Source organism: Arthrobacter sp. JUb115, from assembly GCF_004365035.1.
Taxonomy (GTDB): Bacteria; Actinomycetota; Actinomycetes; order Actinomycetales; family Micrococcaceae; genus Glutamicibacter.
Genome location: NZ_SOBS01000008.1, coordinates 55,461 through 78,125 on the forward strand (window position 1 = coordinate 55,461; position 22,665 = coordinate 78,125).

The 22,665-nt window shown below is 62.2% G+C and carries 21 protein-coding genes and 1 tRNA gene; 4 read left to right on the top strand and 18 right to left on the bottom strand.

Going from position 1 to position 22,665, the window contains the following annotated elements; all coding sequences use genetic code 11:
- Window positions 1–44: 44 nt before the first annotated feature.
- The 15 genes from EDF61_RS13850 to argS form a co-directional block, all read right to left on the bottom strand.
- Window positions 45–857: a F0F1 ATP synthase subunit delta gene (locus EDF61_RS13850; RefSeq protein WP_133834462.1), complete on the bottom strand. Its 813-nt coding sequence runs from the start codon at window positions 855–857 to the stop codon at window positions 45–47.
- Entirely contained in the window at window positions 857–1,411 is a 555-nt protein-coding gene (locus EDF61_RS13855; RefSeq protein WP_013348622.1) for a F0F1 ATP synthase subunit B, read from the bottom strand. Before EDF61_RS13855 ends, EDF61_RS13850 begins: the two co-directional genes overlap by 1 nt.
- Before the next feature lie 80 nt (window positions 1,412–1,491).
- On the bottom strand, window positions 1,492–1,704 hold the full coding sequence (locus EDF61_RS13860; protein WP_013348621.1) for an ATP synthase subunit C-like protein: 213 nt from the start codon (window positions 1,702–1,704) through the stop codon (window positions 1,492–1,494).
- 107 nt (window positions 1,705–1,811) lie between these two features.
- Complete coding sequence (gene atpB / locus EDF61_RS13865; RefSeq protein ID WP_105658410.1) at window positions 1,812–2,603, bottom strand: F0F1 ATP synthase subunit A; 792 nt, start codon at window positions 2,601–2,603, stop codon at window positions 1,812–1,814.
- Window positions 2,604–2,888: 285 nt separating this feature from the next.
- The gene (locus EDF61_RS13870; protein ID WP_133834463.1) at window positions 2,889–3,269 is read right to left on the bottom strand and encodes a hypothetical protein; all 381 of its coding nucleotides are present in this window, start codon (window positions 3,267–3,269) and stop codon (window positions 2,889–2,891) included.
- A 223-nt stretch (window positions 3,270–3,492) separates the two neighbouring features.
- Complete coding sequence (locus EDF61_RS13875) at window positions 3,493–4,614, bottom strand: MraY family glycosyltransferase (protein WP_133834464.1); 1,122 nt, start codon at window positions 4,612–4,614, stop codon at window positions 3,493–3,495.
- Window positions 4,611–5,294, bottom strand: coding sequence for an L-threonylcarbamoyladenylate synthase (locus tag EDF61_RS13880; RefSeq protein WP_133834465.1), 684 nt, complete (start codon window positions 5,292–5,294; stop codon window positions 4,611–4,613). The genes EDF61_RS13875 and EDF61_RS13880 overlap by 4 nt, the downstream gene beginning before the upstream one ends.
- Before the next feature lie 34 nt (window positions 5,295–5,328).
- The gene (prmC, locus tag EDF61_RS13885; RefSeq protein WP_133834466.1) at window positions 5,329–6,186 is read right to left on the bottom strand and encodes a peptide chain release factor N(5)-glutamine methyltransferase; all 858 of its coding nucleotides are present in this window, start codon (window positions 6,184–6,186) and stop codon (window positions 5,329–5,331) included.
- Between the two features lie 7 nt (window positions 6,187–6,193).
- Window positions 6,194–7,267, bottom strand: a complete 1,074-nt coding sequence (gene prfA, locus EDF61_RS13890; protein ID WP_105658405.1) for a peptide chain release factor 1 — start codon at window positions 7,265–7,267, stop codon at window positions 6,194–6,196.
- 188 nt (window positions 7,268–7,455) lie between these two features.
- A complete protein-coding gene (gene rho, locus EDF61_RS13895; protein ID WP_133834467.1) occupies window positions 7,456–9,693 on the bottom strand; it encodes a transcription termination factor Rho in 2,238 nt (745 codons plus the stop codon).
- 335 nt (window positions 9,694–10,028) lie between these two features.
- Window positions 10,029–10,961, bottom strand: a complete 933-nt coding sequence (thrB, locus tag EDF61_RS13900; protein WP_133834468.1) for a homoserine kinase — start codon at window positions 10,959–10,961, stop codon at window positions 10,029–10,031.
- Between the two features lie 129 nt (window positions 10,962–11,090).
- Complete coding sequence (gene thrC, locus EDF61_RS13905; RefSeq protein ID WP_133834469.1) at window positions 11,091–12,191, bottom strand: threonine synthase; 1,101 nt, start codon at window positions 12,189–12,191, stop codon at window positions 11,091–11,093.
- 1 nt (window position 12,192) lies between these two features.
- Window positions 12,193–13,479 carry a homoserine dehydrogenase gene (locus tag EDF61_RS13910; protein WP_133834470.1) on the bottom strand — a complete coding sequence of 429 codons (1,287 nt, stop codon included), beginning with the start codon at window positions 13,477–13,479 and terminating at the stop codon, window positions 12,193–12,195.
- Window positions 13,480–14,901: a diaminopimelate decarboxylase gene (gene lysA, locus EDF61_RS13915; protein WP_133834471.1), complete on the bottom strand. Its 1,422-nt coding sequence runs from the start codon at window positions 14,899–14,901 to the stop codon at window positions 13,480–13,482. It lies immediately after the preceding gene.
- Window positions 14,902–14,907: 6 nt separating this feature from the next.
- Window positions 14,908–16,551, bottom strand: a complete 1,644-nt coding sequence (argS, locus tag EDF61_RS13920) for an arginine--tRNA ligase (RefSeq protein WP_105662579.1) — start codon at window positions 16,549–16,551, stop codon at window positions 14,908–14,910.
- A gap of 166 nt (window positions 16,552–16,717) precedes the next feature.
- Between argS and EDF61_RS13925 the strand changes: the two genes are divergently transcribed.
- From EDF61_RS13925 to EDF61_RS19120, 4 genes are all read left to right on the top strand, one after another.
- Window positions 16,718–16,793 (top strand) — tRNA-Arg (locus EDF61_RS13925).
- A gap of 183 nt (window positions 16,794–16,976) precedes the next feature.
- Complete coding sequence (locus tag EDF61_RS13930) at window positions 16,977–17,813, top strand: SDR family NAD(P)-dependent oxidoreductase (protein WP_133834472.1); 837 nt, start codon at window positions 16,977–16,979, stop codon at window positions 17,811–17,813.
- Window positions 17,814–18,089: 276 nt separating this feature from the next.
- Window positions 18,090–18,572 carry a hypothetical protein gene (locus EDF61_RS13935; RefSeq protein ID WP_133834473.1) on the top strand — a complete coding sequence of 161 codons (483 nt, stop codon included), beginning with the start codon at window positions 18,090–18,092 and terminating at the stop codon, window positions 18,570–18,572.
- Between the two features lie 826 nt (window positions 18,573–19,398).
- Window positions 19,399–19,524: a hypothetical protein gene (locus EDF61_RS19120; RefSeq protein ID WP_286134315.1), complete on the top strand. Its 126-nt coding sequence runs from the start codon at window positions 19,399–19,401 to the stop codon at window positions 19,522–19,524.
- A gap of 261 nt (window positions 19,525–19,785) precedes the next feature.
- On the opposite strand, the gene EDF61_RS13940 is transcribed toward EDF61_RS19120, so the two are convergent.
- From EDF61_RS13940 to EDF61_RS13950, 3 genes are all read right to left on the bottom strand, one after another.
- On the bottom strand, window positions 19,786–20,577 hold the full coding sequence (locus EDF61_RS13940; protein ID WP_133834474.1) for an ABC transporter ATP-binding protein: 792 nt from the start codon (window positions 20,575–20,577) through the stop codon (window positions 19,786–19,788).
- Window positions 20,570–21,487 carry an ABC transporter permease gene (locus EDF61_RS13945; RefSeq protein WP_133834475.1) on the bottom strand — a complete coding sequence of 306 codons (918 nt, stop codon included), beginning with the start codon at window positions 21,485–21,487 and terminating at the stop codon, window positions 20,570–20,572. Before EDF61_RS13945 ends, EDF61_RS13940 begins: the two co-directional genes overlap by 8 nt.
- 99 nt (window positions 21,488–21,586) lie before the next feature.
- Window positions 21,587–22,582 carry an ABC transporter substrate-binding protein gene (locus tag EDF61_RS13950; protein ID WP_105658395.1) on the bottom strand — a complete coding sequence of 332 codons (996 nt, stop codon included), beginning with the start codon at window positions 22,580–22,582 and terminating at the stop codon, window positions 21,587–21,589.
- Between the last annotated feature and the right edge of the window lie 83 nt (window positions 22,583–22,665).

The following is a 22,665-nucleotide window of genomic DNA, read 5'->3' on the forward strand; positions in this document are numbered from 1 at the left end:
GCCAGGAACACCAGGCGAAGGATCACTCCCTAGCCCAATGAGTCCTAGCTGGCCAAGGCGCGGCGCAACTCGGCCACGCGTGATGCCACGGAAGCGTCGACAACTTCGTCGCCAACCTTGACTACCAGTCCACCGACCAGCGATGGGTCGGTAGTGGCGTTGAGCTTGAGCTGACGACCGTATAGCTTGTTCAGGCTGGTCTCCAGGCGCGAAAGCTGGGCTTCGGAAAGTTCTACAGAGCTGGTTACCGAGGCAATCCAGCGCTGCTGGCGCTTGGCCACGAGCTCTACGAAACGTCCAACCAAGGCTGCTGGCTTCAAACCGCGGGGGTTCGAAACTGCCTGGGAGATCAAAACCTGCGAGGTCTGCGACGCGTTAGGCACGAGCTTCAGCGCGAGAGTGCGCTTAGCCTCGACTGGGGCCTGTGCATCATCCAACGCACGCTGCAGTTCGTGATTGCCACGCACTGCCTCGATGAAGGAGAACAGATCCTGCTCCAGCTTGTTCAGCCCCGAAGCGCCGTCCTGCTGCTCTGCCACTGCGGTGACCGCAGTGACAGCCAGCGATTCGAGCGCATCGCTAATGTCGCGTTCCGAGCTCCAGCGGGTAGAAGCCAGCTGTGCGACGACGTCCTCGGCGTCAGCCGAGACCTTTCCGTGCAGCAGCTGAGCCAAAAGGCCTGCCTTGTCGGCATTTCCACGGGCTGGGTCAGTCATTGCGCGGCGGAGACCGGCATTTGCATCCAGTACTTCCAGGACCGCGAACAGTTCCTTAGGCAGCTCAATAGATGCCAGTGCCAGCTTGGGTTCCAGGAACGCCAAAGCCTTTGCCAGTGACTCGCTCGATACACTTGCCATTAGTTCGATGCACCTGCGTTCTGCTGAGCTTCCAAATCGGTCAGGAACTTGTCAACCACGCGCTGGGCACGGGCATCGTCCTGCAGAGCTTCGTCAACAACCTTGCTTGCAAGCTCGGTAGCCAATGCGCCCACGTCGGTGCGGAGCGAAGCCAGAGCGGATACGCGCTCAGCTTCGATCTGGCGGTGCGACTGCTCGGTGATACGAGCTGCCTCATCGGTTGCCTTGGTCTTCAGATCCGCAAGGATCTGAGCACCTTCGCTACGAGCTTCCTCACGGATGCGGTTTGCTTCGGTGCGTGCTTCCAGAAGCTGGGCCTTGTACTGTGCCAAGGTCTCCTCTGCTTCCTTCTGCGCTGCTTCAGCCTTCTCAAGGCCACCTTCGATCGCGGTGACGCGATCTTCATAGGACTGCTCGAACTTTGGAGCAATTACCTTGATGACGATGAACAGAAGGACCGCGAAACCAACACCCGTGACGAGAATTTCCCACGGGTTCGGCAACAGCGGGTTGACCGATTCGCTCGCAGCGAGGATGAAATCAGTGCTGTTCATTCTCACTATTCCTTATCTACTAGTTTCCGCTTGTGTGTACGCCTCGCGATAGTGGCGAGGCCACTACAGTTGCGAAAAGACTAGGCGCCGATGACGAAAGCGAAGACCAGGCCCAGGATGGCCAGTGCTTCAGCAAGTGCGAAGCCAAGCATGGCGATTGGCTGCAGGATGCGCTGAGCCTCAGGCTGACGTGCAACACCGTTGATGTAGGCAGCGAAGATCAAGCCAACGCCGATAGCCGAACCGATAGCAGCCAGGCCGTAGCCGATCATATTCAGGGAGCCGTGCAACATGTGATTATGTTCCTTTCAAGATACCGGGCTTTTGCCGGTAGGTTGTGAGGTATTCCTTGAGCGACTCAAGGAAGATCTTTATGGGTTGGAAGAAAAGAAGTGTTGGCCTAGTGGGCGTCGGCTTCGATTGCACCCTGGAGGTAGATCGCGGTCAGCAGGGCGAAAACAAACGCCTGCAGGACCATGATCAGCAGTTCCAGGAAGTACATGGCGACCGAGCCAACGATGACCAGGATGCCAAGGCCGTTCATGGCCAGGGAGTCCTGGACAACGATCAGGTGACGAGCGCCGGCAGCTGCCAGCATCACGATCATGTGACCGGCCAGCATCGTTGCCATCAAACGCAGCGAGTGCGTCAGCGGGCGAACGATGAAGTTAGAAATGATTTCCAACGGAATCATCAGTGGCATGATCCAGCCCGGAACACCGGACGGGACGACGGCCAACTTGAAGTAGCGGATACCGTGGTTCTTCAGGCCTACAGCAATCCAGGTGCCGTAGATGATGATAGCCATCGCGTATGCAGAACCAGCGTGTGAGAACGATGGAAGCTGCAGGAACGGAATCGCGCCGAAGAGGTTGTTCAGCAGTACGAAGAAGAAGGTCGCGAACAGCAGAGGAATCCAAGGACGGAAGTTCTTCTCGCCGATGATGTCGCGGCCAATTCCGTTACGTACAAACGCGTAACCGGACTCAGCGATGTACTGCATCTTGCCTGGAACCAGCTTCGGGTTCTTGATGGCCACGGTGAAGAACCAAGAGATAAGCACGATCGACAAAACGATCATGAGCATCTGCTTGCCGAAACCCGTGCCGTACTCAGCCATCCACGGGAAAAGATCCGGGAGGTGGGTATCGGAAACGGATGGCGGTACGAAGCCGCCTTCTTCTGAGGCCATTGGGAGCGCAAACGCGAACAACGCGCTGTCCTCTCTGCAGTAACGGTCACGGGCAAAAGGCGGTGACTGGCGGTAACTGCCTCTCACCGTGTGAAGAAAAGATCAAACGGGGATCCCATCATGGCCCATGCCAGAAGCATCAACCCTGATGAAGGTCCATCTGCGGGTTACCCCGCGGATGCATATTGCGTATTCCGCCCGCAGTTGAGCGGACGGCCAAAAATGACCCGAAGTAAGCTTATCAAACTCACAGCACCCCACCGACACAAAGTCGCGCAGAATACTCTATTCCTCGTTGTAGATAGCCAGGCGCGCCTTCATGAAAGCACGCACCTCGCCAACCTGCCAGGCAACAAGGGAGATAGCTGCTGCAAGAACGAATCCCTGGCGATTAACCCAATCGGGCAACCCCAGGTTCAACAACACGAAGGCGATGCCAAAAACCTTGATGACAAAGACACCCAAGAACGCGGGCATGGCCCACGAGTGGCGAATTCGCCCTGCAGCTTCGGCAATGAGAATGCCAATCGCGAAAAAGCCAATCACAATTCCGGCAGCCAGCGCGCCAGAAAGCGCGTAGCGAAGATCGGCAACCAACCATGAAATCAGGAAAAATATGGCGGTAGCGATCAGCGAATACACCAGTGACAAGCCAAGAATCGGCAACCAGATGGATTTCGGGGCTGACGAAGCACTGACGCGGGCAGAACCAGAATTCACGTCCGCAACCTTTCTTCGTCAACACCGAGGAACCATCGTGCACCCATCGATGCTGATGAAACTTGAAACTTCCACCTATTCCCTAAAGAGCAGATGAAAGAAGATCCAGATTGAATTCTACACGAGATAGAAACAGATTGCTTGTGCGTTACCCTGCTATTTGATCGGGCTAGGCTTTGCCCATGCGCTTGCGTAAGGCCTCGACCCGCTTGATCACCAGGGGGCGCCACGTTGCAACCGCTGCCACTAGGAACAACAGCAAGGCCATCGGGACCACCAGAATGACCGGGATGAAGGCGATGGAAACCACTGAGACTGCAATCACGGCGGCCCACAGGTAGAGCAGAACTACCGATTGGCGCACCGAGTGGCCCTGGGCCAGCATCCGGTGGTGGATGTGCTTGGCATCCGGGGAAAAGGGTGAGCGTTTGTTGGCCAGCCGGCGGAAGACCGAGAGTACAAGGTCCAGTACTGGTAGGAAGACGATCACCATCGGCAGCAGCATCGGCATGTAGGCCGGGATGTTGCGGAAGCGCCGGGCCTCCAGGCCCTGCACATCACCGGTCACCGCGATCGCGGCCACCGAGAGGATCATGCCGATGGCGAGAACGCCGGTCTCCCCCATGAAGATATTGGCCGGGTTGAAGTTGTGCGGCAAGAAGCCCAGGCAGGCACCGAGCAGCAAGGCGCAGAGCAAGGCCCCGATGTTCGCGTAGTCATCGGCGCTCACGTGCGTGGCCAGCACATAGGAGTACACGAAGAAGGTCGCCGCGCCAATGGCGGCCAGGCCCGCGGCCAGGCCATCCAATCCATCGGAGAAGTTGATCGCGTTCATGGTCAGCACGATCAGGAAAATGGTCACCGCAATCTGCAGCCATTGCTCATCGATCTGCCACGAACCCACGGGCAGGGACTGGATGACGATTCCGTTGGTGGCGACCAGCCAGCCGATCAGGATCTGGCCGGCGAGCTTCAGCCACCACTTCAGGTCGAACATGTCATCGGCCAGGCCCATGAGCACGATGACGCCCAGGGCGTAGGCGATTCCCCGGATGGGGTCGTCATTGCCGAAAACCCCGCGGAAGAAGTGGAAGTTGCTGGCCAGCCATAGCCCTGCGGCGAAAGCGGCGATAATCGCCAGGCCGCCGAACTTCACGATCGGTTTTTCGTGCTGGTCGCGTTCGCGCACCAGCTGGTTGCCGGTGAAACGGTGGCCAAGGGTGCGGATGATCGGGGTGAGCAGGAACGAAACCGTAAAGCTGAATGCTATGAGCAGTACGTATGTTCTCATGCGCCGGTTTCCGGTGCGTCCTGTCCCAAATCGAGAATGCCAGGGACGACCACGCGCAATTCCTCAATGGAAATCGCGCCCGAGCGAACCACCTGCAGGTTCTGGCCGGTGCAATCGATGATGGTCGATGGCAGGACCTCTTCCCCGGCCTCGCCGCGCGGGCCGCCATCGAGGTAGACATCCACCGACTCCCCGAGCTGAGCGAGAGCCTGCTCGACATCCAGCGCCGCCGCGTTGCCGGTGCGGTTGGCCGAGGACACGGCCAGCGGGCCGGTCTGGCCCAGGAGCTCCAGGGCGGTGTCGTCGTTGGGCACGCGCAGCGCCACGGTGCCGCGGGTCTCCCCCAGGTCCCAGGTCAGCGAAGGCTGGGCCTGCAGGATCAGGGTCAGTCCGCCTGGCCAGAACGCTTCGGCCAGCTTGCGCGCAGCCTCGGGGATGTCCCTGGCCAATCCGTCCATGGTGGAACTCTGGGCGATCAGCACCGGCGGGGGCATGGTGCGGTTGCGGCCTTTGGCGGCCAGCAGCATCGCCACGCCCTGGGCGCTGAATGCATCGGCGCCGATCCCGTAGACGGTATCTGTAGGCAAGACGATGCAGCGCTTGTCCGCCAGCGCGGCCTTGGCTGCGGCGATGCCTTCAGCGTGTTCCTGCTCGTTGCTTACCGAAAATGTTGTGCTCACGGGATCATTCTTTCATGCACTGGGTGTGGTTTGGTTATTGCGGCGCGTAGCCGGATGTGGCGCGGGCGCGCCCGGTCAAATCTTCATGGCCAGCTACCTGCGTGAAACCGGCCGCGCGCAGCATCGCTGCCGCGGTTTCGCGCTGCACTTCGGCGTGTTCCATCACGTAGTAGCCGCCGGGACGCAAGAGCTTCATGGCTTGGGCGGTAATGGCTCGCGGAATGTCCAGTCCGTCCTCCCCGAGCCCGTACAACGCCATTTCCGGGTCGTGCTCGCGCACTTCCACTTCACGCGGCACCGCGTTGGGCGGAATATACGGCGGATTGGAGATCACCAGGTCCATGGTGCCTTCCAGCTCCCCGGGGACCGCCGTGGCATCCTGGTGCAGCACGGTGACCCGGTGCGGCTCGCAGTTGGCCCGGGTGTAGCCGATGGCATCGTCCGAGAGCTCCACGGCCCAGACGCTGGCTGCTGGCACTTCGCTGGCCACGGACGCTGCAATGGCCCCGGAGCCCGAGCACAAATCAATGCACCGCGGGGTGCCGATGCCTTGGGCGGCCAGGAAATCAAGGCCGAGCTGCACCACGGTTTCGGTTTCCGGCCGCGGGGTGAATACTCCCGGTCCCACCTTCAGTTCCAGGTAGCGGAAGTACGCCACGCCGGTCAGGTGCTGCAGCGGGATGCGGGTGCGCCGGGCGGCCACCAGGGCGGTGAATTGCTCCCGGCTTCCAGGGTCGAGGCCCTCGCCACGCAGTTCGCGCAGCTTCAGTTCCGAGCGGTCGATGCCCAGCACGTGGCACAGCAGCAGGTCGACGTCGACGCCGGGGCTTGGCACCCCGGCGTCGGCCAGCGCCGCAATCGCCTGGCGGCGTACGGCAGTGAGTTCTTCCAAGGCGTCGTTACTCGCCCAGCGCTGCCAAGCGCTCTTCCTCGTCCATCTGGATGCAGGATTCAACCACCGGCTGCAGGTCCCCGTCCATCACGGCGTCAAGGTTGTAGGCCTTGTAGCCGGTGCGGTGGTCGGCAATGCGGTTTTCCGGGTAGTTGTAGGTGCGGATGCGCTCGGAGCGGTCCATGGTGCGGATCTGGCTTGCACGCTGGGCCGAGTTCTCCTTGTCGATGATCTCCTGCTGGTGGGCCAGCAGGCGCGAACGCAGCACGCGCATCGCGGCTTCGCGGTTCTGGATCTGCGACTTCTCGTTCTGCATGGCCACCACGATGCCGGTGGGCAGGTGGGTAATGCGCACCGCGGAGTCGGTGGTGTTCACCGACTGGCCGCCGGGGCCCGAGGAACGGTAGACGTCGATCTTCAGGTCGTTCTGGTGGATGTCGACTTCTTCGGGCTCGTCCACCTCGGGCAGGACCAGCACGCCGGCAGCCGAGGTGTGGATGCGGCCCTGTGATTCGGTGACCGGCACGCGCTGCACGCGGTGCACGCCGCCTTCGAACTTCAGCTGGGCGTAGACGCCTTCGGCCGGGTCGTTCGATTTGCCCTTGATGGCAACCTGGGCGTCCTTGTAGCCGCCGAGGTCGGACTCGTTGAAGGAGATCATCTCCACCTTCCAGCCCTTGTGCTCGGCGAAACGGGTGTACATGCGCAGCAGGTCGGCTGCGAACAGCGCTGCTTCGTCGCCGCCCTCGCCGCCCTTGACTTCGAGGATCACGTCGCGGCCGTCGTTCTCGTCGCGCGGGATCAGCAGGCGGCGCAGCTTCTCCTCGAGCTCTGGCAGGGCGGCGGTGAGGGTTTCCACCTCTTCTGCGAAGTCCGGATCCTCGTCAGCCATTTCCTTGGCTGCTTCCAGGTCCTCGGTGGCGGCGTGCCACTTGTTGTAGGCCTCGACGATGCCGTTCAGCTGTGCCGAGCGGCGGCCGAGCTTGCGGGCCAGCGCCTGGTCGGCGTACACCGCTGGATCCGAGAGCTGCGCCTGGATTGCGGCATGCTCTTCTAGTAGCGACTTGACGGACTCGAACATGGTGGGTGTGCTTCCTTGTTGGCGTTTTCCGCGCAGTGCCGCCGGCTATTGCGGCTGGGGCACTGCTGGAATTCAATTCTAAACGCTGCGCCGGTCGGGGCCGGCGTGCGAGGTGTCACTACGCGCCGATGGCGTCCAGCCAGCTGCCGGTGCGGCATGCTGGCTGGACGCCATGGCGGTGGGTGGTGCTAATCCTTGTTTGGAGTGGTCTTGTTGACCAGCATCAAGAATTCCGCGTTCGATCCGGTTTCGCGGATCTTCCCGGTGAGCACTTCCAGTGCCTGCTGCGGATCGATGCCCGAGAGCATGCGGCGCAGGCGCCACATGATGCGCACTTCTTCGGCACTCATCAGCTGCTCTTCGCGGCGGGTCGAGGAAGCGTTGACATCCACTGCCGGGAAGATGCGCTTCTCGGCCAGCTGGCGCGAAAGGCGCAGCTCCATGTTGCCGGTGCCCTTGAATTCCTCGAAGATGACCTCGTCCATCTTGGAACCGGTCTCCACCAGGGCGGTAGCCAGGATGGTCAGCGAGCCGCCATTCTCGATGTTGCGGGCTGCACCGAAGAAGCGCTTCGGCGGGTACAGCGCTGCCGAGTCGACGCCGCCGGAGAGGATGCGGCCCGAGGCCGGAGCTGCCAGGTTGTAGGCACGGCCCAGGCGGGTCATCGAGTCCAGCAGGACAACGACATCCATGCCCATTTCCACCAGGCGCTTGGCGCGCTCGATGGCCAGCTCGGCCACGGTGGTGTGGTCATCGGCCGGGCGGTCGAAGGTCGAGGCGATGACCTCGCCCTTCACGGTGCGCTGCATGTCGGTGACTTCTTCGGGACGCTCATCAACGAGCACCATCATCAGGTGCACTTCCGGGTTGTTGATGGTGATCGCGTTGGCAATGGCCTGCAGGATCAGGGTCTTGCCGGCCTTCGGAGGCGAAACGATCAGGCCGCGCTGGCCCTTGCCGATCGGCGCAACCAGGTCGATGACGCGCGGGCCGACCAGCTTCGGATCGGTTTCCAGGCGCAGGCGCTCGGTCGGGTACAGCGGGACGAGCTTGTTGAACTCGACGCGTTCGCGGTTGTCCTCCGGCTTCTTGCCGTTGACCGAAGTCAGCTGCACCAGGGCGTTGAACTTCTGGCGGGGGTTCGGGGTCTCGCCCTCGCGTGGCTGGCGGATCGCGCCAACGATGGCGTCGCCCTTGCGCAGGTTGTACTTCTTGACCTGGCCCAGGGTGACGTAGACGTCGTTCGGGCCGGGCAGGTAGCCGGAGGTGCGCACGAAGGCGTAGTTCTCCAGCACGTCCAGGATGCCGGCGATCGGCAGCACGACGTCGTCCTCGCTCAGCTGCGGCTCGTCGTCATCACGGCGGTTGCGGCGGTTGCGGTTGTTGCGATCGTTACGGTCGTTGTTGCGATCGTTGCGATCATTGTTGCGCTCGCGGCGGTTGCTGCGGTCATTGCGATCGTTGCGGTCGTTGTTGCGCTCACGGCGTTCGCGGCGGTCATTGCGGTCGCCACGCTCGGAACGGTCCTCGGTGTTATCCGAGTCGTTCGAGTCGTTGTTGCGCTCGTTGCGCTCAGCACGATCGTTATTGCGCTCATTGCGGTCGTTGTTGCGCTCGTTGCGGCGGTTGTTGCGCTCGCGGCGCTCTTCGCGGCGGTCGGTGCGCTCTTCAGCGTTCTCCGACTCGGCAACTTCGGTGCGCTCAGTGCGCTCGGTGCGCTCGGTGTTGCGATCGCGGCGGTTGCCACGCTCACGGCGGTTGCCGCGTTCGCGGCGCTCTTCGCGTGCTTCGCCGTTGTTCTCGGCGCTCTCCGCCGGTGCCTCGGCCTGCTCGGCTGCCTGCTCTGCTGGCTGGTCAACCGGCTTGTTGTTCCGCGAGTTGCGGCGCTGGCGTGGAGCCTTGGACTCCTCGGCTGCTGCCTGGTTCTCGGCTGGAGCCTCGGTGGCGGCTTCGTTGGCTTCGGCAGGAGCCGCAACCTTGCCCGAGTCGGTCACGCGGCGCGAGGTGCGGCGTGCGCGAGCTGGCTTTTCAGCCGGTGCTTCAGCAGCTGCGCCGGCCTCTGGTGCGCTCTCGGTCTCGGCCTGCGCCTGGGCCGCGGCCTTTGGCGCACGACGTGCACGGGTCTTGGTTTCCTTGGCCTGCTCGGCTGGAGCTTCAGCCTTCGCTGCGGGAGCTTCGGTCTTGGCAGACTTCGCTTCCTGTGCGGCCTTGGCGTCCTTGGCGTCCTTGGCGGCAACGGAGCCACCGCGCTGGTGGTCGCCGATGGCCTTGACCAGATCAGCCTTGCGCATCCGCGAACCGCCGGTGATACCCAGCTGCGAAGCCAACTGCTGGAGCTGGGTCATTTTCAAAGAGGCCAGTCCGGCGCTCTTGTTTTCGGAAGTCTTGGTGTCCACGCCTTCGTTGAGGCTCGTGGTTTCGGTCACGAAAGTTCCTTCTGACTCGTAGGATGGGCCGCTTCAAGGCAGGCCCACTATGCCGTAAATGATGTTCAGCAGCCGAAGATTTCGTGGCTACTTCACTTTCTCCCCGCAAGATGGCCCAGAATTCGGGGCAAAACTGCAGTGGATTAGAGAGACTGACATCTCCTAGGCACGAAGACGTACCTGAATGCGGGATATCAAAGTTGCTGCGAACTGCAGGAAGATCCGGGACGGCTGGACGGATGAAATGGGGTTCGAGAACCGAATTTATCCGCATCAACACTGGCCACAAAGGATTCGGACCGGGCTACTGCCCAGCTATCCGGCCTGCCATGGTGTTACAGCACTTCTACTGTAACACCGTTGGCGGCCAGCTTGGGAACTTCAGCACGCCAAGACACTGGAGATCCTGCAGAGAATTCATCGATGGCCGCTTGCACGGCAGCGACCTGTTCATCGCTGGCCACCAGGGTCAACACGGTCGGTCCGGCGCCGGAAACCACTGCGGCCAGTCCTGCGCCGCGCAGCTTGGCAATCAGCGCTGCGCTTTCGGGCATGGCCGCGGCGCGGTAGTCCTGGTGCAGGTAGTCCTTGGTGCCGCCCAGCAGCTGGCGCGGATCGTTGCTCAGCGCATGGATCAGCAGCGCGGCGCTCGCGCTGTTCGCCGCGGCTACCGCGTGGTCGACCTGTGCAGGCAGCGCGCCGCGCGCGACCTCGGTGGACAAGCCGTTGGACGGGATCGCCAGCACTGCGCGCAGGTCCGGGTGCAGGGGCACCTGCACCGAGCTGAAGCTGCCGGCGGCATCGGTGGCAGAGATGCTCAGCCCGCCAAAGACCGCCGGAGCGACATTGTCCGGGTGCCCTTCCCACGCTGCAGCCGCCTGGAAGATCCGCTCGGTCCCGCCACGAGCTGGGGCCGGAAGCAGCGCATCGGCGGCGGCGTAGGCTGCGACAATCGCCGCGGCGGAGGATCCCATGCCGCGCGCGTGCGGGATGTTGTTATGCGCGACCAGCTGGACGCCAACCGGTTCAAAACCGGCGTCTTTCCAGTAGCGGTGCATTTCCTTGATGATCAGATGCGACTCATCGCGTGGCAGCTGCTGCGCCCCATCGCCGAAAATCTCGACGCTGCTGGACTGCGCGGTGCGCACTTCGAGGCGGTCGCGGTATTCCAGGGCCAGGCCCAGCGAGTCGAAGCCGGGACCGAGGTTGGCGGAGGTGGCCGGCGGGGAAACGATCAACTTCTGGCCCAGGGCGATCTGCTGCGTCATGGTTCCTTCAAGAATTCGGTGCGATAGGTATCAGGTGCGCAACGGCCCGCCGCGATTGGCTCCCCCGGTCCGGGAGAGCCAATGACGCGGCGGGCCGTCGTGCTGCCGGCGGCTGGCCGGCGAAAGCTGCTAGGCCAGGCCCAGCGCGCCGGCGACCTCGACCACGTCGAAGGCCACCTTCTTCGGCGCAACTTCCGAGCCGTCGGCCTGCTTCAGGGCCCAGTCCGGGTCCTTCAGGCCGTGGCCGGTCACGGTGATCACGATCTTCTTGCCGGTCGGCGCAGTGCCGGCGGCGTGGTGCTTGAGCAGGCCGGCCACGCCGGCTGCCGAAGCTGGCTCCACGAAGACGCCTTCGCGGCTGGAAAGCCAGCGGTGGGCTTCGAGGATCTGCTCGTCGGTGACCGAATCGATCTGCCCGCCGGACTCATCGCGGGCGGCTTCGGCCTGTTCCCAGGATGCCGGATTGCCGATGCGGATGGCGGTGGCAATGGTATCCGGTTCGGTGATCGGGTGGCCGGCCACGATCGGGGCGGCCCCGGCGGCCTGGAAGCCCCACATGACCGGGGTCTTGGTGGAGACCGGCTCCAGCACCTTGCCGGCCTCATTGGTCCACTTGGAGGAATACTCCTTGTAGCCCTTCCAGTACGCGGTGATGTTGCCCGCGTTGCCTACCGGCAGCAGGTGGTAATCCGGGGCGTCGCCCAGGAAGTCGACGACCTCGAAGGCACCGGTCTTCTGGCCCTGGATGCGGGCCGGGTTCACCGAATTCACCAGGAACACCGGGTAGTTCTCGCTGAGCTTGCGCGCCACTTCCAGGCAGTTGTCGAAGTTGCCGTCGATCTGGATGATGTCCGCACCGTGGGCGATCGCCTGGGACATCTTGCCCATGGAGATCTTGCCATCCGGCACCAGCACCGCGCACTTCAGCCCGGCCTGGCTAGCGTAGGCGGCGGCCGAAGCGGAGGTGTTGCCGGTGGAGGCGCACACCACGGCCTTGGCGCCGGCAGCCACCGCGGCGGTCATCGCCATGGTCATGCCGCGGTCCTTGAAGGAACCGGTCGGGTTCATGCCCTCGACCTTCAGGTACACCTCGTTGCCGGTCTGCGCCGACAGCGCCGGGGCGTAGACCAGCGGGGTGCCGCCCTCGCCCAGGGTGATGACCTTGGTGTTTTCGTCTACTGGCAGGCGATCGGCATATTCGCGGATCACTCCGCGCCACTGGTGAGCCACGTTAGTTTCCTTCAACTCGCATAACGGATAGAACAGAGTGCACCGCGTCCAGCGCGGTCAGCGCCTCGACGGTGCTGGCCAGGGCCGCTTCGGTGCCCTGGTGGGTCAGGATGCGCAGCTGCGCGCCGGCTTCGGCGTCCACCTGCTGGCTCATCGACTCGATGGAGACCCCGTGCTCGCCGAAGACGGTGGCGATGGCGGCCAGCACGCCGGACTGGTCCTTGACCGACAGGCCAATCCAGTAGCGGGTGTCGATGGCCTCGAAGTCCAGCATCCGTGGCGCCTGGTTGACCGAGCCGTTAGGCAGCGGGGCTCCGGCAGCGATCTGGCGGGCCACGGCGACGACGTCACCCATGACCGCCGAAGCAGTCGGGTTGCCACCGGCTCCAGCCCCGTAGAACATCAGGTCGCCGGCGTTCTGCGCTTCGACGAACACGGCGTTGAACGCGCCATGCACGGTAGCCAGCGGGTGGCTGCGGCGCACCAGCGCCGGGTAGACGCGCACCGAAATGCCTGCTTCGGCCTGCTCGGCGATGGCCAGCAGCTTGATCACGTAGCCGGCGGCGGCCGCGGCCGCGACATCGGCGGCGCTGACTTCGGTGATGCCCTGGGTCCAGACCTGGTCCGAGGACACGGTGGTGTGGAAGGCCAGCGAAGCCAGGATCGCGGCCTTCGCGGCGGCATCGTGCCCGCCCACGTCGGCGGTTGGATCGGCTTCCGCATAGCCCAGCGCCTGGGCTTCGGCCAGCACGTCGTCGAACGCGGCACCGGTGGTGTCCATTGCGTCGAGGATGAAGTTGGTGGTGCCATTGACGATGCCCATCACCTTGGTGATGCGGTCCCCGGCCAGCGAGTCAGCAATTGGGCGCAGGATCGGGATGGCCCCGGCCACCGCGGCCTCGTAGCGCAGCTGGGCGCCGTTGCCGGCAGCGATCGCGTTCAGTTCGGCGCCCTTGAGCGCAATCAGCGCCTTGTTGCCGGTGATGACGCTGGCACCCTTGGCAAGGGCGGCGGCGATGTATTCGCCGGCCGGCTCCATGCCGCCGAGCAGTTCGATGACCACATCGGCCTGGGCGATCAGCCCGTGGGCGTCGGTGGTGAAAAGCTCCTGGGGCAGCACTGCATCGCGCTTGGCATCCGGGTTGCGCACGGCAATGCCGATCAGCTGCAGGCCGGCGCCCGAGCGGGCAGCCAGTTCGTTTGCATCTTCCAGCAGGATCCGGGCCACTTGGGCTCCGACCGTGCCGCAACCCAGCAGGGCTACCTTCAGGTTCTTTTCGCCGCTCAATTAAACTCCCATGTCACGGGCCAACAAGTCTGTTTCCGTTTCCCTGCGCACGATCAGACGGGCTTGGCCATCGCGTACCGCTACCACCGCGGGGCGGGTGAGGTAGTTGTAGTTGCTCGACAGCGCCCAGCAGTAGGCGCCGGTGGCCGGAACGGCGATCAAATCGCCGGCCGCCACGTCATCGGGCAGGTAAACGTCCTTCACGACTATGTCACCTGACTCGCAATGTTTCCCAACTACACGAGAAATAATTGCGTCGTTTTGCGTCATACGGCTAGCCAGCACGGCGGTATATTGCGCGTCATAGAGCACCGGGCGCGGGTTGTCGCTCATCCCGCCGTCCACTGAAATGTAGCGGCGCGGGTGCAGGGCTCCGGCCTCGTCTTCCACCTGGACGTCCTTGCGCACGCCGGCCTCGTAGAGGGTGAAGGTGCTCGGGCCGGCGATGGCGCGGCCCGGCTCGATGGAAATGCGCGGGCATTCCAGCTCGAGTTCGGCGCAGGTCGCCGAGACCACTTCGGCCATCTGCCCGGCCAGCTTGGCCGGGGTGGAGGGGTGGTCCTCGGAGGTGTAGGCAATGCCGTAGCCGCCGCCCAGATCCAGCTCGGGCAGGGAAACACCATGAATCGAGCGGATCTTGGCCAGCAGGCCGAGCATGGTGCGGGCGACCATTGCGAAGCCTTCGGCCTCGAAGATCTGCGAGCCGATGTGGGTGTGCAGGCCCAGCAGGTTGATGTTCTGCGCCTCGATCGCCTGGGCGACCGCACGCAGCGCAGGAGAAGTGCCGGAGGCATCGTCCAGGATGGACAGCCCGAACTTCTGGTCCTCGTGCGCGGTGGCAATGGCCTCATGGGTGGAGGCGTGCACGCCGGGGGTAATGCGCAGCATGACCTGCGCGCTCTGGCCCATGGCGTCAGCGATCGAAATCACCCGGTCCAGCTCGTCCAGCGAGTCGATGACCAGGCGCCCGACGCCCATTTCGATGGCGCGGGTGATCTCAGCAGCCGACTTGTTGTTCCCGTGCAGCGAGAGGTTGGCAGCGGGCACCTTGGCGGCGTTGGCCACGGCCAGTTCGCCCCCGGAGCAGGTATCCAGGCGCAGGCCCTCGTCGGTCACCCAGCGGGCCACCTCGGTGCACAAGAATGCCTTGCCGGCGTAGTAGACGTCGACTCCCCCGCACAGCTGCCTGAACGCGTCGTCGAAGGCGGTCTTGAAACCCCGGGCGCGGGCGCGGAAGTCGTTCTCATCGAGCACGAACAGCGGGGTGCCGAACTCGGCGGCAAGCTGGGAGACGGGAAGGCCCTGGATGGACAGTTCGCCGCCAGCCTCGCGGGAAACCCCCGAAGCCCACTCGATCTGTCGAAGTGCGTTGATGTTTTCCGGGAATTGCAGCCATTGCGGGGCTAGCGGCGATACAGCCATAAGGTCTTACATCCTCTCTGGGGCGGAAACGCCCAGCAGTTCCAATCCATTTGCCAAAACGGTGGTGGCGGCGTCGTTCAGCCACAGGCGGGTGCCGTGCACCGGCGCGACCGCTTCACCTTCGCCCACCGGGGTGATGCGGGTTGCGGCGTACCACGAGTGGTAGGCGCCGGCGACCTGCTCCAGGTAACGGGCAATGCGGTGCGGTTCGCGGAATTCCGCGGCACCGGCAACCACCGACGGGAACTGGCCGAGCACGGCCAGCAGCTCGTTTTCGGTCGGGTCGGTCAGCAGCGCGGCATCGAAGCCGTCACGGGTCACGCCCTTGGCGGCGGCATTGCGGGCCGCGGCGCACGAACGGGCATGGGCGTACTGGACGTAGAACACCGGGTTGTCATTGGTGTTCTTCTTCAGCTGCTCGGGGTCCAGCGCGATCGGCGAATCAGCCGGGAAACGGGCCAGCGAGTAGCGCAGCGCGTCGGCGCCGATCCAGTTGATCAAATCGCGCAGCTCGATGATGTTGCCCGCGCGCTTGGACAGCTTGGCTCCGTTGACGGAGATCAGCTGGCCGATCAGCACCTCGATGTTCTTGTCCTTGTCATCTCCCGCGCAGGCGGCGATCGCCTTCAGGCGGTTGACGTAGCCGTGGTGGTCGGCGCCCAGCAGGTAGATCTTCTCTTCGAAGCCGCGGTCCTTCTTGGACAGGTAGTAGGCTGCATCGGCGGCGAAGTAGGTCGGCTCGCCGTTGGCGCGGATCAGCACGCGGTCCTTGTCATCGCCGAAGTCGGTGGTGCGCAGCCAAACCGCGCCCTCCAGATCGAAGATGTGGCCCTGTTCGCGCAGGCGTGCCACGGCGTCAGCCACCGCACCGCCCTCATGCAAGGTGGTTTCGGAGAAGAACACGTCGAAGCTGACGCCGAAGTCGGCCAGGGTGGACTTGATGTCTTCGAGCTGCGCCTTGTAGGCGGCGTCGCGCAGGGCAGGAATTGCTTCTGCTTCGTCCAGCTCGCGCAGCTGCGGGGCTTCGGCCAGGACCGCGTCGCCCAGTTCCTTGATGTATTCGCCCGGGTAGCCGCCCTCTGGCACTGGCAGGCCGTGGATGCGGTTGTACACCGAACGGGCGAAGACGTTCATCTGGTTGCCGGCATCGTTGATGTAGTACTCGCTGGTCACCGAAGCGCCCGAAGCGCGCAGCACACGGGAGATGGCATCTCCCAGCGCGGCCCAGCGGGTGTGGCCTATGTGCAGCGGGCCGGTGGGGTTCGCGGAAACGAATTCCATGTTGACCACGTGGCCGGCCAGGGCCTCGTTGCTGCCGTAGGCGGAACCCGCCTCGACGATGGTGCGGGCCAGCTCGCCGGCAGCGCCGGCTTCGAGGGTGATGTTCAGGAAGCCGGGACCTGCGATGTCCACGGCGCCGACTCCTGGGACCGAAGCAAGTCGGGTGGCCAGGATCTGGGCGAAGTCGCGCGGGGCCATGCCGGCCTTCTTGCCCAGCTGCAGCGCGATGTTGGTTGCCCAGTCGCCGTGTTCACGGCTTTTCGGGCGGTCCACGCGTACGGTCTCTGGCACCTCGACGGAGATTTCGCCGGCGGCTACGGCTTCGGTGAGGCATGCGGATATTGCTGCGGAGAGTTCTTCAGGAGTCACCGTTCAAGAATACCGGCAATTGCCGTGCTTCTTCAGCATTCATGACTTGCATCGCCTGTGAGACTGGCCCAACCCGGTGACTTTTGCAACACATGCGTGCCAAGGTGCTGGAATTGCGCAGATCAAGTGACGACCTGATAGTATTTTTTCTGTTGCCCAGCAACACGCCTCTGTAGCTCAGTGGATAGAGCGTCTGCCTCCGGAGCAGAAGGCCGAAGGTTCGATTCCTTTCAGGGGCACCACCTAAATTGCAGGTCCTGGTTACCAGGGCCTGCTATTTTTTTCGCTCTTCTTCTCACGCCGCAGCTCGCGCGAGGCCACGAATCTTCTCCGTTCAGCATTTTCTGGCAGCTTCCCCGTCGCCACAACCTTTAGCTTCGGCTAGGCCCTAAACTCGGATAAACCAACAAGCGCTTAAGGGCACCATGAAAAAAACCATTCTCATTACCGGAGCCAGCGACGGGATCGGGGCCGCATCGGCCCGAGAACTTTCACGACAGGGGCACCAGATTGTCGTTGTCGGTCGTTCGCAAACCAAAACCCAGGCCATCGCCCATGAGCTAGGCGCCAGCTATTTCGTGGCAGACTTCAGCCAGCTCGCACAGGTACGCGGCCTGGCCACGCAGTTGCTCCAGAAGTATCCCCGAATTGATGTGCTGGCTAATAATGCCGGCGGGATCAAGGCAGAGCGCGAACTGACCGTGGATGGATTCGAAAAGACTTTCCAAGTCAATCACCTCGCGCCCTTCCTGCTCACGAATCTGTTGTTGCAACGACTAATCGATTCGGGTGCCACGGTCATTCAGACCGCCAGCATGGCTGCGCGTCTCATGGCCAAATTCGACATTGCGGACCTACAGGGCGAAAACAGCTACTCACCGAGGGCCGCCTACGGCAATGCAAAGTTGGCGAACATTCTGTTCACCTCGGAATTACAGCGGCGCTTTGGCGGTTCCGGGATTAACGCCGTGGCGTTCCACCCCGGGATCGTTGGCACCAGTTTCGCCTCGGACTCCAAGGGGTTATTGAAGTTCCTTTACCACGGTCCGCTTAGGCGCTTCTTCACGGTCGACTCGAGCAAGGGTGCCGACCAGCTCGTCTGGCTTGCGGAGGCGAAGCCTGGCGTGCAATTCGAACCGGGCGCCTACTACGAGTCGGGAAAGATCGCATCGAAGGTCAACCCGCTGATCCATGATGAGGTACTAGCGAAGCAACTCTGGGACCGCTCGGCGACCTTGCTTCAAATCCAGAACTGCACATAGGGGATCTCGGAGTCGACCCGACCGGCCTATTCGGGAACTACTGCCGGCATGGACCGGGCTCGTCACCAATCCGAGATGGCGATACCCGCATCAAATTGCCCGCGGCCGCTAACTGCCCACCGCTTGATGGAAAGAGCGATACGCCATCCACTCGACACTGAATTCGCATCGCTGCCATTCAAGAGTTCCTCGGCAAACTACCCGAGCGAAAACGCGGGAAATCGAAGTACTCTCATGAACTCTTGATTTTATCCCGCTAAAAGATAATCTTGACACATGACGAAACGCCTCTTTGGAATCATTTCACTTGCTTCTGTGATTGCTTTGGCACTGTCTTCATGCAGCCCTTCGACTTCCCCTGAGACAGCGCTTGGAGAGATTCCTTCGTCAGATACGTCGGCCAGCACCTCGGAATCGCCAGATCCCCTAAAGAAGCATGCCGAATTCCTCGCCCAGAGCGAAGACTCCTTCCAGATTCTCAATGAAACTCATTCCGTGGGCTCGACCACTCTGCGCCTCGGGGATCTTCCCGGAGGATTTGATTCAGTTGGCTTCATAATTTCATGTGATGCAACGTCCCCTTGGGAGATTATCCTGCTAGGTGGATCAAAAACCGGTGCGAGTGGTTGCGATTCGAATTCAGAAATATATACGAGCCTTTCTACCCCGGCACATCAAATCAACACCAATGAGGTACAGCTCGAATTCAAAGAGCCGGTGGGAGTCTGGGTCACTGTTTATGCCACGAATGAAGAATAGACAGGCGTTTCCGATTTTTCATTTGGACACTAGGCGAAAAGCCTAAAGACATCGCGCGGCAGCTGACTGTCCGCGCTAATGATTCGGCGAAAGCCTAACCGGCATTGCCGAGAGGGAACCAAAGCTCCACTTAGAGCAATAGCCGGGGAAATTTCGCTTTGTATCGCGCTTACGAGATACCCGGATGCCAAGAATCCTGAATCACTAGAATTGCAAAGCTTAGGGATCAACCGTGGATGACTGGGATGCCGGATGCTCGGGCGCAGCAGGATACAGTTCCTCCGGTAGCCCTATAGTGAATCCTTCCTCACGGATACTATGGCCACCGACCCACAGTGAGTGCCGAGCATACTGGCTACCATCAGTCAGGTGAACGGATACTGCGCTTCCAAACTGCTCTCCAACCACGACCGACACATTTTCAGGTGTAATGCCGTGGTTCTCTAGAATCTGCCGAGTCTGGCTGACCATCTGGTCATCCAGGTTTCCTCCTGGAAATGGCGAAGTAACCCGGCAAACTCCAGTCCGATCGCCAGCATACGCAGCAACTACCAATTCCGTGCCCGCCTGCTCTAACGAGCTGACGGGTTTGCGGCCGTCGCAGGTTTCATCGGAGTATTTCCCAGTCAAAGAGCAACCCGACAGCAATCCAGTGATGAGAGCCAGACCGACGACTCCTGTCGCTGCAGCTATGTACGCGCTACGGGTTCTCAATAGTCCACCATTCGTTTCGCAGAAGGTGTTAATCCTAGGCAGGTTTATAGCAATGCATCTTTAACTGCATGAATATTTCTCAAATTCATATTGAGTATCGAAGATCAGCTGCATGAGTAAACCCATTAATGCCACCTACGATGCCAGAGCTGCGGCCGCGCATGTCGCGCTCTCTCATGAGCTAGCAGTTGAAACGGCAGAAATCGAGTCTTCTAGCATGCCGTACCTCGTGAACTAGGATCTTGACAGCGCAGGCAGGCCGACAGGTGTAGAACTGATCCATCCTGCTGGTCACTGCCCCAGCCATGTCCAGTCTGCTGATCGCCAGCAATGCATGTGCCGAGGCGCTCTATCGCCGTTGCGGGTACCAATGGACAGGACAGCAAGTCATCGACCGGAGCTCAGGACGCGTCGAGCACCGCCTTCGCAAACCGCTGCCTTAAACCCGACAGGCCCCGCACCCATCGGGTGCGGAGCCTGCGCAGATGCTGGCCAGCGGCTACTGCAGCATGGTCTTGTCATCGAGCTGTGCGCCCTTGATCTTGCTGAATTCCTCCAGCAGGCCCTTGACGGTCATCTTGGACTTCTCTTCCTGGTCCAGGTCCAGGATGATCTGCCCATCGTGCATCATGATCAGCCGGGTGCCCAGCTGCAAGGCCTGTTCCATATTGTGCGTCACCATCAACGTGGTCAGCTGGTGGCGTTCGACAATTTCCTTGGTCAGGCGCGAGACCAGCGCGGCACGCTGCGGATCCAGGGCCGCGGTGTGCTCATCGAGCAGCAGGATCTTGGGCTTGGAGAAGGTGGCCATCAGCAAGCTCAGCGCCTGGCGCTGGCCGCCCGAGAGCAGGCCCACCTTGGTCTTCAAGCGGCCTTCCAAACCGAGTTCCAGGCTCTTGAGTTCCTCGACGAACAGCTCGCGCCGCTTGGAGCCTACGCCCAGGCCCAGGCCGCGGAAACGGCCGCGGGCGTAGGCCAGCGCCATGTTCTCCTCGATGGACATGGTCGGCGCAGTGCCGGCCATCGGGTCCTGGAATACCCGGCCGATGTACTTGGCGCGGGTGTAGTCGGCCATCCTGGTGACGTTCTTCCCCGCGATGGACACCGAACCGGCATCGGGCTGCAGCTTGCCTGCAACCATATTCAGCACGGTGGACTTGCCGGCGCCGTTGGAGCCGATGACGGTGACGAATTCACCGTCGGACAGGTTCAGGTTGATGTTGCGCAGCGCCTTGCGCTCGTTGACAGTTCCCGGGAAGAACGTGCGCGACAGGTTCTTGATTTCAAGCATTGGTGCGAACCTCTTCCTTGGTTTCAACTTCTGCTGGGGTGCGCTTGAAGTTCTTGATGATCTTCTGGAAGCCCTTCCACTTCGGCAGCAGCAGGGCGACGACGACGAGGACCGCGGAGATCAGCTTCATGTCGTTGACCTCCAGGCCTGCCGACAGGGCCATCTGGATCACCAGGCGGTAGATCACTGCGCCGAAGACCACCGCGATGGCGGCCAGCCAGATGTAGCGCTGGGTGAAGATCGCCTGGCCGACGATGACCGAGGCCAGGCCGATCAGGATCAGGCCGATGCCCATGCCGATATCGGCGAAGCCCTGGTACTGGGCGATGACCGCTCCGGACAGCGCCACCAGGCCGTTGGACAGCGCCAGGCCCAGGATCTTCTGGTTGTCGGTGCTCACGCCGAAGGAACGGATCATTTCCTGGTTGTCGCCGGTGGCCCGCATGGCCATGCCCAGCTCGGTGTGCAGGAACCAGACGATCGCTGCCACGAAGACCAGGCAGACGGCAAAGAGGATGGCCACCGACGCCCAGGAGCCGAGCAGGCCCGAGACGCGCATCGGGCTGATCAGGGTCTCCTCCCCCAGCAAGGGGGTGTTGGCCTTGCCCATGATGCGCAGGTTGATCGAGTACAGCGCGATCATGGTCAGGATGCCGGCGAGCAGGCCGTCGATCTTGCCCTTGGTATGCAGCAGGCCGGTAATGACACCGGCAACCATGCCGGCGAAGAAGGCCAGCACGGTGGCCAGCCAGGGATTCATCCCGTTCACGATGCCCACCGAGGCGACGGCGGCACCGGTGGTGAAGCTGCCGTCGACAGTCAGGTCGGGAAAGTCCAGGATACGGAAGGTCAGGTACACCCCGAGCGCCATGATGGCGTAAATCAGGCCGAGTTCAACCGCTGTGATCATGTGTGGATCCTTGAGTTGTAAGTTTTGCAGGTAATCACGACGAAAGGCGAGGCACCAGGTTATGCGCCTCGCCTTGCGTCGGTAAGTTGTTGCCGGGGCTTAGTAGACCTCTACGGCTTCGGACTTCATCTCGTCGGTGAATTCGATGCCTGCCTTCTTGGCGGCATCTTCATTCAGGTAGAGATCGACCTCGGAGATGGTCTCCACCGGCAGGGTTGCCGGCTCGGCCTCGCCCTTGAGCAGCTTCACGGCCATGGCAGCGGTCTGCGCGCCCAGCTTCTCGTAGTTGATGCCGTAGGTTGCGGTAGCACCGCGCTTGACGGACTCGCCGTCAGCCGAAATGACCGGCACGCCGTTCTTCTCGGCAACCTGCAGCAGGCCTTCCAGGGCAGAAACGACAGCGTTGTCAGTCGGAACGTAGTACGCGTCGACATCCAGCGAGCTGGCGGCCTGCTGGACTTCGCTGGACGCCGAGACAGCGGCTTCTTCAATGGTCAAGCCCAGGCCCTTGGCTGCTTCCTTGGCCATCTTCACCTGGACTGCGGAGTTGGCTTCACCCGAGGAGTAGACAATGCCGACCTTCTTGGCATCGGGCACCAGGTCCTTGAGCAACTGCAGCTGCTCGTCGACCGGGTTCATGTCCGACGTGCCGGTGACATTCGCGCCCGGAGCTTCATTGGAGGCGACCAGCTTGGCATCAACCGGGTCGGTCACAGCGGAGAAGAGCACCGGGACCTTGGTAATCGCCTGCGCCGCAGCCTGGGCCGATGGGGTGGCAATTGCCAGCACCAGGTCGATATCCGAATCAGCGGCGAGCTTGCCGGCAATCGAGGTGTTGGTAGCCTGATCGGTTTCGGCGTTGTTCTCGTCGTAGCTGATCTTCTCGCCGGTGTAGCCGGCTTCTTCCATGCCTGCCTTGAAGCCGGTGACCACTGCGTCCAGCGAAGGGTGCGAGACGAACTGGGAGATGCCGATCTTGACGGCCTCGTCGCCGCCCTCCGCGGTGCCCTGCTCGCCACTGCCGCCGCAGGCGGTCAGGGCCAGTGCGCCAGCTGCTGCGATGGCAGCGAATTTCATGGCGGTGAAGCTCTTCATTGAAGTTCCTTTCAAAGTTCCCTTGCGAGTGATTCCCACCGATAGCGCGGAAGCCTGGTTATGAAGCGCAACTGGTGCGCAGC